The 13,508-nt window shown below is 34.1% G+C and carries 13 protein-coding genes; 10 read left to right on the top strand and 3 right to left on the bottom strand.

All coding sequences use genetic code 11. The features are described from left to right. The first annotated feature begins 1 nt into the window (after position 1). The 6 genes from ACFSO7_RS19035 to ACFSO7_RS19010 all read left to right on the top strand — a co-directional run bounded on the left by ACFSO7_RS19035 (position 2) and on the right by ACFSO7_RS19010 (position 7,689). Entirely contained in the window at positions 2-1,546 is a 1,545-nt protein-coding gene (locus ACFSO7_RS19035) for a rhomboid family intramembrane serine protease (protein WP_377878946.1), read from the top strand. A 75-nt stretch (positions 1,547-1,621) separates the two neighbouring features. Beyond that, complete coding sequence (locus tag ACFSO7_RS19030; protein WP_377878945.1) at positions 1,622-1,834, top strand: YqgQ family protein; 213 nt, start codon at positions 1,622-1,624, stop codon at positions 1,832-1,834. Positions 1,835-1,849: 15 nt separating this feature from the next. Next, on the top strand, positions 1,850-2,824 hold the full coding sequence (locus tag ACFSO7_RS19025; RefSeq protein WP_377878944.1) for an ROK family glucokinase: 975 nt from the start codon (positions 1,850-1,852) through the stop codon (positions 2,822-2,824). A gap of 367 nt (positions 2,825-3,191) precedes the next feature. Continuing rightward, entirely contained in the window at positions 3,192-5,054 is a 1,863-nt protein-coding gene (locus tag ACFSO7_RS19020) for an LTA synthase family protein (RefSeq protein ID WP_377878943.1), read from the top strand. A 113-nt stretch (positions 5,055-5,167) separates the two neighbouring features. Further along, positions 5,168-6,355 carry a M14 family metallopeptidase gene (locus ACFSO7_RS19015; protein WP_377878942.1) on the top strand — a complete coding sequence of 396 codons (1,188 nt, stop codon included), beginning with the start codon at positions 5,168-5,170 and terminating at the stop codon, positions 6,353-6,355. A gap of 191 nt (positions 6,356-6,546) precedes the next feature. Then, a complete protein-coding gene (locus ACFSO7_RS19010) occupies positions 6,547-7,689 on the top strand; it encodes a YqgU-like beta propeller domain-containing protein (protein ID WP_377878941.1) in 1,143 nt (380 codons plus the stop codon). Positions 7,690-7,720: 31 nt separating this feature from the next. Here ACFSO7_RS19010 and ACFSO7_RS19005 read toward each other — a convergent pair whose 3' ends face one another. Then, positions 7,721-7,897, bottom strand: coding sequence for a DUF2759 domain-containing protein (locus ACFSO7_RS19005; protein ID WP_377878940.1), 177 nt, complete (start codon positions 7,895-7,897; stop codon positions 7,721-7,723). A gap of 235 nt (positions 7,898-8,132) precedes the next feature. Here ACFSO7_RS19005 and ACFSO7_RS19000 point away from each other — a divergent pair, with 235 nt between their 5' ends. Beyond that, complete coding sequence (locus ACFSO7_RS19000) at positions 8,133-8,762, top strand: MBL fold metallo-hydrolase (protein WP_377878939.1); 630 nt, start codon at positions 8,133-8,135, stop codon at positions 8,760-8,762. A gap of 282 nt (positions 8,763-9,044) precedes the next feature. Continuing rightward, positions 9,045-10,133, top strand: a complete 1,089-nt coding sequence (locus ACFSO7_RS18995; RefSeq protein WP_377878938.1) for a class I SAM-dependent methyltransferase — start codon at positions 9,045-9,047, stop codon at positions 10,131-10,133. Positions 10,134-10,170: 37 nt separating this feature from the next. Here ACFSO7_RS18995 and ACFSO7_RS18990 read toward each other — a convergent pair whose 3' ends face one another. Further along, complete coding sequence (locus ACFSO7_RS18990) at positions 10,171-10,413, bottom strand: DUF2626 domain-containing protein (protein ID WP_377878937.1); 243 nt, start codon at positions 10,411-10,413, stop codon at positions 10,171-10,173. A gap of 80 nt (positions 10,414-10,493) precedes the next feature. After that, positions 10,494-11,195, bottom strand: coding sequence for a helix-turn-helix transcriptional regulator (locus ACFSO7_RS18985; protein ID WP_377878936.1), 702 nt, complete (start codon positions 11,193-11,195; stop codon positions 10,494-10,496). 206 nt (positions 11,196-11,401) lie between these two features. Here ACFSO7_RS18985 and comGA point away from each other — a divergent pair, with 206 nt between their 5' ends. Continuing rightward, positions 11,402-12,475, top strand: a complete 1,074-nt coding sequence (gene comGA / locus ACFSO7_RS18980) for a competence type IV pilus ATPase ComGA (RefSeq protein WP_377879484.1) — start codon at positions 11,402-11,404, stop codon at positions 12,473-12,475. Next, positions 12,444-13,496 carry a competence type IV pilus assembly protein ComGB gene (gene comGB, locus ACFSO7_RS18975; protein ID WP_377878935.1) on the top strand — a complete coding sequence of 351 codons (1,053 nt, stop codon included), beginning with the start codon at positions 12,444-12,446 and terminating at the stop codon, positions 13,494-13,496. Before comGA ends, comGB begins: the two co-directional genes overlap by 32 nt. Positions 13,497-13,508 lie beyond the last annotated feature (12 nt).

Raw genomic sequence — 13,508 nt, 5'->3', positions numbered from 1 at the left:
TGTGGTAGAGGAATATACATTTTGGGAACTTGCCTATCATTTTGTTAGAGAGGAAAATTATCGTGTCCTTCATCTTTCAAAAGAACAAAATGAACTTTGGCTTGAAAATCCAGATTCGAAACAAGCACCATTCATTCGATTAGTCAATCATGCATTAGATTGGAGCAATTGGGTTGAAAGGGACATACAAACAACTGGATATAACGGGGAAAAAATTCGAAAACAAACGTTTAAGAAAGGCCTTCATATCTTAAATATCTACATAAGTCCATATCCACCTGTTGACGATTATGAGCATCTCATCAAACAAACAAATAAATTTGACCATACAATTGTACAATCGATTATTATGGCCAAATCTACATACAATGATGCAATCGCTGATTTGCAATCTAATTTTACAAAAAAAATTAATATGACTAATACTGAAAATAAACCACTATCAACTGAGTTAGTAGAGGAAATAAAAAGAAACACTCTCCAAATGACGTTTAACAAAATACAAGAAGAAAAATCTCTTTTTTCCTTTGGAAAACCGATTTTCACTTATATTTTTATGGCATTGCAGGTCATCGTTTTCATCCTTTTAGAATTAAAGGGTGGAAGTGAAAATACTGCAACTCTTATTCAGTTTGGGGCTAAATATAATCCCCTAATACTTGAGGGTGAGTGGTGGCGTTTCTTTGCTCCTATTTTTATTCACATCGGATTTTTACATCTATTGATGAACACGCTTGGGTTATATTATTTAGGCACAGCAGTTGAAAGAATTTACGGAAGTGCACGTTTCTTTTGGATCTATTTATTCGCTGGGTTTATCGGATCTGTTGCAAGTTTTATGTTTAGCCCTAATTTATCTGCTGGTGCAAGTGGGGCGATTTATGGATGTTTTGGGGCGCTTTTATATTTAGGCTTGGTCTATCCTAAATTATTTTTCCGAACTTTAGGTCGGAATGTCATTGTCGTTCTTTTATTAAATATTGCAATTGGTTTTTCCATCCCAAACATTGATCAAGCAGGACATTTCGGTGGGTTAATAGGAGGATTTATTGCAACGGGAATGGTTGACTTCCCTAAAAGGAGAAAATTTCTAAGACAATTTCTTTTTCTTTGTTTGGGAATAATCATCACTATTTCTTCTTTATATTACGGTTACCATAAACCTCTTCAATTTCAAAGTGAGGCCTCGATTATTCAATTAGCACAGGAATATATTAATGACAAGAAGTATGATGAAACGTATTCATTACTTACCGAATTCGGAGAGAATTCAAAGAACCTTTCTGAACATTATTATTTTCAACTGTCTTATGTTGAAATTCAAAAGGGAATGTTTGAAGAAGCAAAGAATCATCTTAATAAAGCGGTCCAATTAAATACCGAGTTCCATGAAGCGCATTATAATCTTGCCATTTTATTGCTTCAGTTTCAAGAAACAGAAAAAGCAAAAGAACATGTGTTAAAGGCCATTGAGTTGGCTCCTCAAAATAAAAATTATCAGGAGCTTTTAAATAAAATCAATAGCTACATTCAATCTGTTGATTGAGGTGCATAAACATTTCGGTTATACTTCTAAATGAAATATACTTCGTATTCATATCACTTACTAAAGGACAATATAATGAAAACAATTTATGATGTTCAACAATTTTTAAAAAAATATGGAACCATTATTTATGTAGGCGACCGTTTAGCTGACCTCGAATTAATGGAAGAAGAAATGAAAGAATTATATCAATCCCAACTTATCGATATAAAAGACTTTCAGATGGCTTTGTTATTACTAAGACATGAGGCAGAAGTTGAGAAAGATAAAAGGAAAAGTATGTCATAAGTTAAGGTGAGAATAATGACAGAGAAATTTTTTGTAGGTGTTGATTTAGGTGGAACGACCACAAAGCTTGCATTTATTAATCCGTACGGTGAAATAGTCCATAAGTGGGAGATTAAAACGGATAAGGCTGATAATGGAAAAAATATTATTATTAATATAGCGAAAACCATTGATCAGAAATTGTTAGACCTTGGTGTTGAAAAAACTAAATTAATTGGTATCGGAATGGGTGCCCCTGGTCCTGTGGATACAAAATCAGGAGTTATATATAACGCTGTTAATTTAGGCTGGACTAAGCCATTTCCCTTAAGGGATCTGCTTGAAATTGAAACATCGTTGCAAGCAGTAGTTGATAATGATGCCAATTGTGCTGCTCTCGGAGAAATGTGGAAGGGAGCAGGAAACGGTGCAAAGGATCTTGTTTGCGTAACTCTCGGAACAGGAGTAGGTGGGGGGGTAATAGCTAATGGTCAAATCGTCCAAGGTGTTAGTGGTGCAGCAGGCGAAATCGGACATATTACAGCAGTTCCAACCAACGGCTACTTATGTAATTGTGGAAAAACAGGCTGTCTCGAAACAATTGCGTCGGCAACAGGAATTGTAAGAGTAGCAACAGAATTACTAAAAGAAGGTTTATATTCAAGTGAGTTGACGGATTTGTATAAAAAGGAAGGCTTAGTCTCAGCTAAAAATATTTTTGATTGTGCACGAAATGGTGATGATACAGCAAAAATGATTATTCAAAGTGTCACTTTTTACCTAGGATTAACCCTAGCTAATATTGCTAATACGCTAAATCCTGAAAAAATTGTGATAGGTGGCGGTGTATCTAAAGCTGGTGAAATACTTTTACAAGCCATTAAAGAAAATTTTGATAGGTTTTGCATGGAACGAGTAAAAGAATCTACAAAATTGGCTATTGCGACCTTAGGAAATGATGCAGGAGTTATTGGAGCTGCATGGTTAATAAAAAATAAATTCAATAAATAATATGAGGAAAAACGCACAAGGAGCTCCCTTCAAGAAAAGGAAGTTCCTTGTGTGTTTATTAATTCAATTTTACTAGGTACAAATTCATAAAAACAATTTTCGTGAGAAGAAAGCAAAGGTATAGTCTAAGTCTTAAGAAGTATTTTTAAAGGAAATCGGACAAATTTGAAACAAAAATAGTTTTCAAACGTCTAATATAGAAGGATATTGAATATCGATAAATCATGTCCCATTATAATACTTGTTCGTTAACGACGGTTTGATTTTTTGTAAATTAAGGTTTAAGATAGTGATTGATTGTTTCATAGAAATTTTAAAAAGTAAAGAAAAAATGAATTTTCCAACTGTTTTAACATGGAGGGTAAATATGAATAAAATAAAGGGGCCAAAACTGTCGTTTGTTGGTATGGCGATTGTGATGCTCTGGCTTAAAACATACATTGTCTATCAAACTAGTTTCGATATTAAAATAGAAAACTGGAAGCAAGAGTTTATCTTATTTATTAACCCATTAAGCTTTCTAATGTTTGTTATTGGATTAGGTTATTTAATGAAAGAAAAGGTCCAAAAACGCTTTGTGTTAATTACCAGTTTTCTAATATCAGCTGTATTATACGCAAATGTCGTGTTTTATCGATTCTTTAATGATTTTTTAACTATTCCAGTCCTTTTTCAAACATCGAATATGAGTGACCTTGGAAGTAGTGTCAATGAATTATTAAGTATCAGTGATCTTTTATATTTTGCTGACTTTTTTATTTTACTGGGATTCATAAAGTTTACACCTAAGTTTATTAAGAACCGTGATTTATCCAAATCAAATCGCCGAGCCTATTTTTTAATTGCCATTTCTATTGCATTTTTTAATTTAGGATTAGCTGAAGCCGAGCGCCCACAATTATTAACGAGAACATTCGACCGTGAAATGCTCGTCAAAAACATTGGAACGTATAACTATCATATTTATGATGCCTTTTTACAATCCAAGTCTTCTGCTCAACGTGCTTTAGCTGACGGCAGTGAATTGGTAGATATCGATAACTATGTCCGCGCAGGCTATGACCAGCCGAACGAAGATATGTTTGGAATTGCAAAGGGTAAAAATGTTATCTTGATCTCTTTAGAGTCTACGCAGAATTTTGTCATTAACCAACAAGTAAATGGACAAGAAATTACGCCTTTTTTAAATGATTTTATTAAAGATAGCTATTACTTCGAGAACTTCTATCATCAAACGGGTCAAGGGAAGACTTCTGATTCAGAGTTTATTGTAGAGAATTCTTTATATCCATTAAGTCGTGGAGCGGTTTTCTTTACACATTCGGGTAATGAGTTTAATGCTACTCCAGAAATTTTGAATAAGAATGGTTATTTTACTGCTTCGCTTCATGCGAATAATAAAAGTTTCTGGAATCGAGATATTATGTATAAATCCCTTGGATATGAACGTTTTTACTCGATGACTGATTATGATATTAAAGAGGAAAATTCAGTTGGTTGGGGATTAAAAGATAAGGATTTCTTTGAACAATCCATTGGACATTTAAAAGAAATGCCTAAACCGTATTATGCAAAATTTATAACTTTAACTAATCATTTTCCTTTTGATATAAGTGAAGAGGACCGACTGATTGAACCATATAATTCGGATAGTAACACGTTAAACAATTATTTTCCTACTGTTCGATATGAGGATGAGGCATTAAAGCATTTTGTTCAACGTTTAAAAGATGAAGGATTATACGATGATTCAATTATCATTCTATACGGTGACCATTATGGAATTTCTGAAAATCATAATAAAGCAATGGAGCAATTTTTAGGAACAGAGGTAACGCCTTATGTAAGCACGCAACTTCAACGTGTTCCTTTAATTATTCATATCCCGGGTCAAAAGGGTAAAGTGATTTCAACTGTTTCAGGTCAAATTGATTTAAAACCAACAATTCTTCACCTTTTAGGAATTGATACGAAAAAGGATATCGAGTTTGGTTCAGATTTATTTGCAAAAGGTAAGATGGAGTTTACTGTTTTAAGAGATGGAAGTTTTATTACAAAAGATCATTTATATACTCGTGATATTTGTTATGATAAGAATACTGAAGAACCAACGGATAAAAAGTTATGCGAACCATATATGGAAAAATCAAAAAATGAACTTGAGTTTTCGGATAAGATCATTTATGGTGATTTGCTTCGTTTTTATGAGGAGTCTAAACCAATGAACTAATAAGAAAGAGGCCGATTGGCTTCTTTTTTTGTCATTATTTTTCATTTTTTACATAAGTATTTTGTGATGGTCTAGAAAAATGTAGTTGTATTTGTTTTGAAAGGAGGAAATATATGAAGGTTCAAGTTCGAAAAGGTGACACTTTATGGTATTATAGCCATTTATTTTTAGTACCTTTAAATTTAATTTTGAACTCTAATCCCTCAATTAATCCTTCAGACTTAAAGATTTCTCAGGAAGTTAAAATACCAGGATTTCAAATTATCCCTTATAAGGTAAGACGCGGTGATACTTTATGGAAAATTGCCGCTGCCAGAAATTTATCTGTCGATGCCCTGCTTTTATTAAATAGTAATATAAATGCGAATCAACTTGCCATTAGCGAAACCATTTTTATTCCAAAACGAGTAGTAGCGCCTATTGTTTTAGGAAAAACAGCCTATTCCTTCGAGTCCTTATTGAAAGATATTAATGATTTAAAGAAAGTATATCCATTTATTAGCATTCAAACAATTGGTAAAAGTGTACTTGGAAAGCCTTTACAAGAAATTAGAATTGGTAAAGGAAAAAAGAAAGTTCATATGAATGCTTCTTTCCATGCGAACGAATGGATCACTACACCCATTCTGATGCAATTCCTGAATACGTACTTACTATCATTAACGAATGGAACAAATATGAGGGGATTGTCTTCTGTTCCTTTATACTTACAGACAGAGTTATCCATTGTACCAATGGTGAATCCGGATGGGGTTAATCTTGTTTTGCAAGGACCGCCAATTGAGGTTCGTGAAAACGTAATGGCTATGAATGGTGGTAGTACTGATTTTAAAGATTGGAAGGCAAATATTCGAGGGGTTGATTTAAATAATCAATACCCCGCGAATTGGCAAATTGAAAAAGATCGAAAAGAAGCGAAATCTCCTGCACCAAGAGATTATCCAGGGGATGCTCCATTAACTGAACCAGAAGCAATAGCCATGGCAGATTTAGCTAAAAGTCGAAAGTTTGATCTAGTGGTTGCCTTTCATACACAAGGAAAAGAATTTTATTGGGGATATGAAAATCTTGAACCGCAGGAATCCCAAAAGATTGCTGAGGAATATGCTAGGTTTAGTGGATATCAATCGATTCGTTATATTGATAGTCATGCAGGATTTAAAGATTGGTTTATTCAAGATTTTCGAAAACCCGGATTTACCCTAGAATTGGGGAGTGGTAGAAATCCTTTACCACTATCACAGTTTGATGAGATTTACGAGCATGTTCTTGGTATCTTTTTGGCCTCGTTGTATATGTAAAAGATTTAAAAAAATATAAGTATTTTTAACTTGTCTTTGCAGATGGAAATCGATTAAAATAGGTTCATTGTCTATGGAAAAGCCGTTTATCCGGCTTTTTCCTATTTTGTATTAATGGTTAGGATTTTGAAACATATCTTACTTCTATTCGTATGATTAAATAATGACTTAAAAAAGGTGATGAGGAGGAAATGAAACGAAAAACTAAATATTTATTGATTGGATTATTGATCATTTTTTTTAACCTCTTCCTATTAACCAGTTGCGAACAGGATAATCATTATTCAGCTAATAGTCATTCAAAAATCAATCGAATAAATAATTTAAAGAAAGCTCCAGCACCTTCTTTTTTTAGAGAATATCAATTACCTTTTTCTGTTTCTACTAGTGAATTTACAAAAGCAATAGGATGGCTTAATAATGATGAAATCGTTTATATGACTAATTCGCCCGATAGTACGAAACTTTACAGGTATCATTTGAAAATGGGAATGAATCAATTACTTTATAAAAGTCAGTTTCCAATTGTTTCTGCTATGATCAGTCCTGATCGGAAAAATATATTAATACATACTTCACCTACTACATATGAGGGAAATGTCACAGTGCTCTCTATTGAAGGAGAAAATCTGTATTCGGAGAAATTTCCATCGGTTGAAATCGTCATCGAATGGAATCAAAATGATCCAAACCAACTCCTTATAACTACATTTAAAGAGGATTGGAGTTTCACGAATTATTTTTTATACTTAGATAAAAAGGAATTACGACAAAGTAGTCTTCGAAAACCATTTGCAAAATGGACGGGGAAGGATGAACTTGCTTTTTTAGATTGGGATGAAAATGATATTTCATTAGTTGCCCCACTTGTACAAATAAACGGAAAAAATGATGAAGAGATACTAGAAGAAGAGCTCATTCATTTTGACACTTTTTTTGATAAAAAATTTACAGTTCAAATAAATCAGGCAGAACAGCAAGCCATTTACAAAATTGATGATGATCGAAATAATCTACACAATAGTTACAAGGTTCCGGTGTTAACAAATTATTCTGGATGGTTAATCCCATATTATGGATTAATAGATGATCAACAACATTTTTTAACTATGCTGCCTTTAGAAAGTAAAGAAGTGGATCAATATCGAGAGGGATTCCAGCTCGTATCATTTGATTTAACATCAAATAAAACGGAAGTCATTTTGGATCATACTGAAAATGTTCCGTTTACCTGCTCACCGAACGGAAAACTATGCTTAATTGGTTATCAACTGGATCAGCTTTTGCAACTTGAAAATCATTCATTAATCTCCCTAATTAGAAAAAGCGAATAAAAAAAAGACTACGAAGCGTAGTCTTTTTTTATTAATGCGCTGTAGGAAAACCGTGGTGAAGAATGGTCATAATAGTAAACCAGCCGAATACTAAAAGTGTTCCACCACCAAAGACGATTCCTAGTAAATTTTTATTTTTTAAAGCAGTGAATGTACCATACCCACCAAGAATTGTTACTAAAGCGAAAATAATCATTAAAGCATTCATTATATTTTACCCCCTTTATTAAGTAATAAGGCAGTTACCTACCATTTTATTCGTTGAATTCATATGTACCTTATTATTGCATTCATGTATTATTTTATATTTTTTTTTAGTATTTGTCGAGGTCAAAAAAATGATACTTTTGTGTACAAAAAAATGTTCTAAAATGATCTTCCTGTTCTTTTTCATTTAATCGTGTAAAATAGTAATAGTAATTTTTATTTAAAGAGGTGATGGTATGAAATGGTTTAGACTTCCATTAGGTCCGCTACAAACGAATTGTTATATATTAGTTGAAGATGATGGCACATGTTTAATTGTTGATCCAGGTGAGGAAGGGTCGAAACTGCATCAATGGTTAAAGGAAAAGAAGCTTTCTCCCCAAGCAATCCTTTTAACCCATGCACATTTTGATCATATCGGAGCAGTTGATTATATTAGGGATGCGTTTCAAATCCCAGTTTACATACATGCTAAAGAGTCTAAATGGCTCGGTGATCCGTATCGAAATGGTTCTCAATCTTTCATGCAACCGATGATTGTAAAGGAAGCAGATGTTGTCATACATAAAGAAGAGACCTTGCAAATCGGCCTGTTTAATTTTAGCATACTCGAAACACCAGGACATTCTCCTGGAAGTGTCTCATATTATTTTGCGCAAGAAAGAATTGTTGTGTCGGGTGATGCATTATTTCATCAAAGTATAGGTCGGACGGACTTGTATGGGGGAAATCATGAGCAATTGTTACAAAGTATCCACAAAAAGCTGCTTACTCTGCCAGAGGATACCCTTGTTCTTTCTGGACACGGTCCTGAAACCATTATTGAAGATGAAATGGATTTGAACCCATTTTTAAATGGGTTTTAATAGGATAAGCGGGAGCGCCTTGATCAGCCCCGCTAAAGAAGACTGGTCGACAATGGCGCGACGTCCTGTCGCATTGTAGACACTCGTACATCCTGTACTTAGTGGCTAGGACGCTTGCGCTGGATAATTTTCGAAAATAGAAAAACCCTTCTCCTAAAGAGAAGGGTTTTTCTGGGGGATGTTCATTTCATAATAATGGGAGGGGATATAATTAAGCTACTAATTTTACAATATAATAAAGTATTCACTATGTCAATGATGTAAATTCGAAAAGGAGTTATTATGGATAATATATTTATTGAAAAAATAAACCAAGAGAAAAACAAACTTATTACATATGCACAATTCATTGAACTTGCGTTATACCATCCTTTAAAAGGTTATTATATGAGGGATCGTGTGAAAATAGGCAAGGACGGGGATTTTATAACAACGAGTAATGTATCACCGATTTTTGGTGCCGTTTTTTCCAAATGGTTTTTGTATCAAGTGATGAATAATGGGATAGACCCTTATGTTTGTGAACTAGGTGCAGGGAATGGTCGATTTGCCAAAGCTTTTCTCGATACTTGGAAAAATGAAACGGATATTCCATTGTCGTATTATATTGTTGAGACTAGTCCCTACCATAAAAAATTACAAGAAGAAATATTACCAATTGGAGAAGGGGTTTACCAAGTTGAACATTTATCTGAATTAAAACCGTTTCATGGACTCGTTTTTTCAAATGAGCTTTTCGATGCTTTTCCAGTGCATGTAATCGAAAAGCAAAATGGGCAATTGTTTGAAGTAATGATTGGTTGGGATGGACAACAATTGATTGAAAAACTTGAACCATTGCATAATCCCAACATTTTCACTTTTTTAGAAACGAATCAAATGTCTTTATTGGAAAATCAGCGGATTGAAATTCCTTTACAAATGGAAGTAATGCTAAATGAAATCTCAAATACGGTGGAAAAAGGAATTGTTGCAACGATTGATTATGGTTATACGAATGAAGAGTGGCAACTTCCCGAACATCGTAGGGGAAGTCTAAGAGGTTATTATAAACATCAAATGATTTCAGATGTAATATTACATCCAGGGGAAATGGATATTACGACACATATTCACTTTGATCATCTTATTAAAAAAGGGGAAGAATTGGGATTACATTTTCTTAAGAAACAAAGACAAGATGAGTTTTTAGTGTCCGCGGGAATTCTCAAAGAACTTGAAGATAATTATGATCCGAACCCTTTTTCGGAGAAGAGCAAAAGAAATCGGGCGATACGAAGTTTAATTATGCCAGGAATGAGTTCTTATTTTCATATTGTCTTGCAAGAAAAAGGGACTGAAGTTACAGACAGGAATATTTTTGAAAAATAAAAAACGGTGGAATGTCCACCGTTTTTTATAATGATAATTAATGACCAGCACCTGGTACCATCAAGAAAGTAGTATAATACGTAAATCCAGCAAAGAAAACAGTTAAGTATGCGCCGAAAACGTAAATATACATACGCTCAGATAGTTTTAAATAGCTTAACAATAAGAAGAATCCTGTCTGACATAAAAATATTAAAGACACGGTCTCCATATGACCTAAGTAGAACATGACAGTAAAAATCCCTGTCCAGAAACCTAATACTCTGAACATACGATCCATATGTATCCCTCCTTTACCACAAGTCCATCACAACATATTATAAATGATAGTGATTCAAAAAGTAAATAACAGATTCGTGACTACTTCGAAACAAATGCCTGATAGGTACAGGTTTGGCAACCAGACATCATGTTTTCGTTTTCGATTAATTCCACTGTTTGAAATAATACCTCAAACATGCCTTTTAAAAATTCATGGTGCATGTGACAAACTGACTCCGAATGATCCATAGCAATTTCTTTAAAAGGGCAATTAAATATTTTGAAATAAATTTTGGTTTGTTCATCATTAACTTCAAATTCTGGATAGAAGCCGGCTAAAGTAGCTGCTCCTTTTAATATGTTTAGCTTTTGTTGGAAACTTAATTCTCTGCCGCTTTGCCCTTTTTTTGTTATTTCTTGTTCTATCATCTCAGTTCCAAAGCGTTTCCCTGTTTGGAATAGAGCTTTTTTACCTTCCTCTCCAAGCTCTAACATCGTTTGGATGGCTACCCTAGAGAGAAGCATATAGTCACGGAATGGGAAGTGAAGCTGAATGACATCATCGGATAAGCGATACAAACGGCTTGGGCGACCCCCTTTTCCGGTTTTCTTAGTCTCTGATATGAGCATATTAACATCTTCAAGTTTTGATAAATGGAGTCTAGCAACATTCGGGTGAATATTAAAATTTTCCGCTATCTCTTGAACAGTAACTTCCTCATGACGTTTCGTAATATATTGATAAATGTAATAGCGTGTTGGGTCAGATAAAACATTGGTTATTTTTAATGTTTCTTCCATCTCAATTCACCTCGGTCCTATAATTTTCTTCATTATAATACAGCTGCACATATCTGGGAATGAGGTTAATAACATAAACACTATATGTTTATAAAATGTTCACAATATTATTTCTTGATTGTCATAAAATATTCACAATTTATAAAAAGGATTTGAAAGAGAATGGTCGAATTCATTTACTAAGAAATGTAAAGGTGGTGTTTATTATTAGTAAAAGCTCAATTGAGCAGCTTGCAGATCGAATTATTACTGATGCTGCTCGGAATCAAGCGTCTGATATTCATATTATTCCCCGGCAACACGATACTCTCATACAGCTTCGCATGAATAACAACATTATTCCACGTCTCTATTTACCAAAGGATGAATGTGATCGATTAGTTTCTCATTTTAAATTTATGGCCAATATGGATATTGGCGAAAAAAGGCGACCGCAAAGTGGTTCTTTTGTTAGCTACGTTAATCGTAAAGCCTATGGTCTTCGTCTCTCAACCTTACCCTCGAATAGTAGTGAAAGTCTTGTTATTCGATTATTACCTCAGCAAGAACAAATTCCCTTTTATCAATTATCATTATTTCCAAATATGACAAGAAGGCTTCTAGCTTTATTAAAGCATGCCCATGGATTGATTATTTTCACTGGTCCAACCGGCAGTGGAAAAACCTCAACCCTATATTCTCTACTAAACGAAACAGCCCATTTATTCCATCGCAATATCATTACGTTAGAGGATCCAATCGAGAAAAGTTATGATGGGGTTTTGCAAGTGCAAGTTAACGAAAAGGCTGGTATTACTTACTCTACAGGATTAAAAGCGATATTACGACATGACCCCGATATTATAATGGTGGGTGAAATTAGAGATGCTGAAACAGCACAAATTGCTGTTCGTGCTTCATTAACTGGACATTTAGTTTTAAGCACGATGCATACGAGAGATGCAAAGGGGGCGATTTATCGGTTACATGAATTTGGTGTGAATTGGGTAGAGGTGGAACAGACGATTGTTGCCGTGACAGCGCAAAGACTTGTGGAATTAGCTTGTCCTTTATGCAAGGGTGATTGTTCACCGTTATGTTCTTCCTATGACGGATGGAAACGGGCTAGTGTGTTTGAATTATTAACTGGTAAAAATTTAACAAGCGTGTTAAAAGAGGCAAAGGGCGAAAATGCGGAAATTAAATACCGAACATTAAGAGATGTAATTAAAAAAGGGATTGCCTTAGGCTTTATTAAAGAGGGTGAATATGAAAGATGGGTTTGTGACGATGATGCGTAAAAAATGGACCTTACTAGAACAAGGGCTTTTCTTAAAGAAAACTGGCGAGTTACTTGAAAGAGGATATTCTTTCTCTGAAGCTGTGGAGTCGCTCCTTTATCAAATCCCATTAAAGAGACATTCGGAAATGAAAATCTGTTTAGAGGGGCTTAAAGCTGGACATCCACTATATAGTGTTTTAGCAGAATTAAAATTCCAAAAAGATATAATTGGTTATATCTATTTCGCGGATAAACATGGTGGAATGTTAGAGGCGATTGCAGAAGCAAGTAAAATGATCCTCAAAAAACATTTACATTTTCAAAAGCTTCAAAAAGCTTTCTTTTATCCTACACTTTTGTTTATGATGACAATTCTTCTATTTGTTTTTGTTGAAAAGACGCTGCTCCCTCAATATTTTACCCTTTACGATTCGATGGGATTGGAGGTGAATTTATTCACTAAATTAGTCGCTTCGTTAGGCAAGATGCTCCCGAAATTTCTCATCCTACTCTTCCTGTTTATCATCATTCTTATCCTAGGGTATTTCACTTACTTTTCAAAACTTCCTATATTAGTTCAAAGAAAATATCTATTAAAAATTCCTTTCCTAGGAGCGACCTTAAGATTACTTCAAACTCAGTACCTATCACTTCAGCTTGGTTACTTGCTGACAGGTGGTTTATCTGTGTATGAAGCCTTACAACTTTTTGAAAATGCTCCTAAGAATGTGTTTTATCGGGAAATCGGATTGTATATAACGGAAAAATTAAAAAGAGGGGAAGATTTCCCAAATATTTTGATGCAACTTAGCTTATTTGAATATGAACTGCCCTTCGTATTTAAACATGGACAATCCAATGGGAAGCTTGATCAGGAACTATTATTTTTCAGTAATAATTGTCTTAAAAAGCTCGAAGAAAAAATGGAAAAGCTGCTCAAATTAATTCAACCAATATTATATGGAATCATCGGGATATTAGTGATCTCAATGTACTTATCCATCATGTTACCGATGTTTCGAATGCTAGATGGAATATAAAATGGAGGCAAT

This window comes from Bacillus sp. CGMCC 1.16607, from assembly GCF_042683745.1.
GTDB lineage: Bacteria > Bacillota > Bacilli > Bacillales > Cytobacillaceae > Pseudoneobacillus.
This window is presented reverse-complemented; position numbering and strand designations above follow the sequence as displayed.

What these genes read in the sequence shown, in the direction of transcription:
- ACFSO7_RS18985 (WP_377878936.1), bottom strand. Translation starts at nt 11,195, where the DNA reads ATGGAAGAAACATTAAAAATAACCAATGTTTTATCTGACCCAACACGC.
- ACFSO7_RS19025 (WP_377878944.1), top strand. Translation starts at nt 1,850, where the DNA reads ATGACAGAGAAATTTTTTGTAGGTGTTGATTTAGGTGGAACGACCACA.
- ACFSO7_RS19010 (WP_377878941.1), top strand. Translation starts at nt 6,547, where the DNA reads ATGAAACGAAAAACTAAATATTTATTGATTGGATTATTGATCATTTTT.
- ACFSO7_RS19015 (WP_377878942.1), top strand. Translation starts at nt 5,168, where the DNA reads ATGAAGGTTCAAGTTCGAAAAGGTGACACTTTATGGTATTATAGCCAT.
- ACFSO7_RS19000 (WP_377878939.1), top strand. Translation starts at nt 8,133, where the DNA reads ATGAAATGGTTTAGACTTCCATTAGGTCCGCTACAAACGAATTGTTAT.
- ACFSO7_RS19005 (WP_377878940.1), bottom strand. Translation starts at nt 7,897, where the DNA reads ATGAATGCTTTAATGATTATTTTCGCTTTAGTAACAATTCTTGGTGGG.
- comGB (WP_377878935.1), top strand. Translation starts at nt 12,444, where the DNA reads ATGAAAGATGGGTTTGTGACGATGATGCGTAAAAAATGGACCTTACTA.
- ACFSO7_RS18995 (WP_377878938.1), top strand. Translation starts at nt 9,045, where the DNA reads ATGGATAATATATTTATTGAAAAAATAAACCAAGAGAAAAACAAACTT.
- ACFSO7_RS18990 (WP_377878937.1), bottom strand. Translation starts at nt 10,413, where the DNA reads ATGGATCGTATGTTCAGAGTATTAGGTTTCTGGACAGGGATTTTTACT.
- ACFSO7_RS19020 (WP_377878943.1), top strand. Translation starts at nt 3,192, where the DNA reads ATGAATAAAATAAAGGGGCCAAAACTGTCGTTTGTTGGTATGGCGATT.
- ACFSO7_RS19030 (WP_377878945.1), top strand. Translation starts at nt 1,622, where the DNA reads ATGAAAACAATTTATGATGTTCAACAATTTTTAAAAAAATATGGAACC.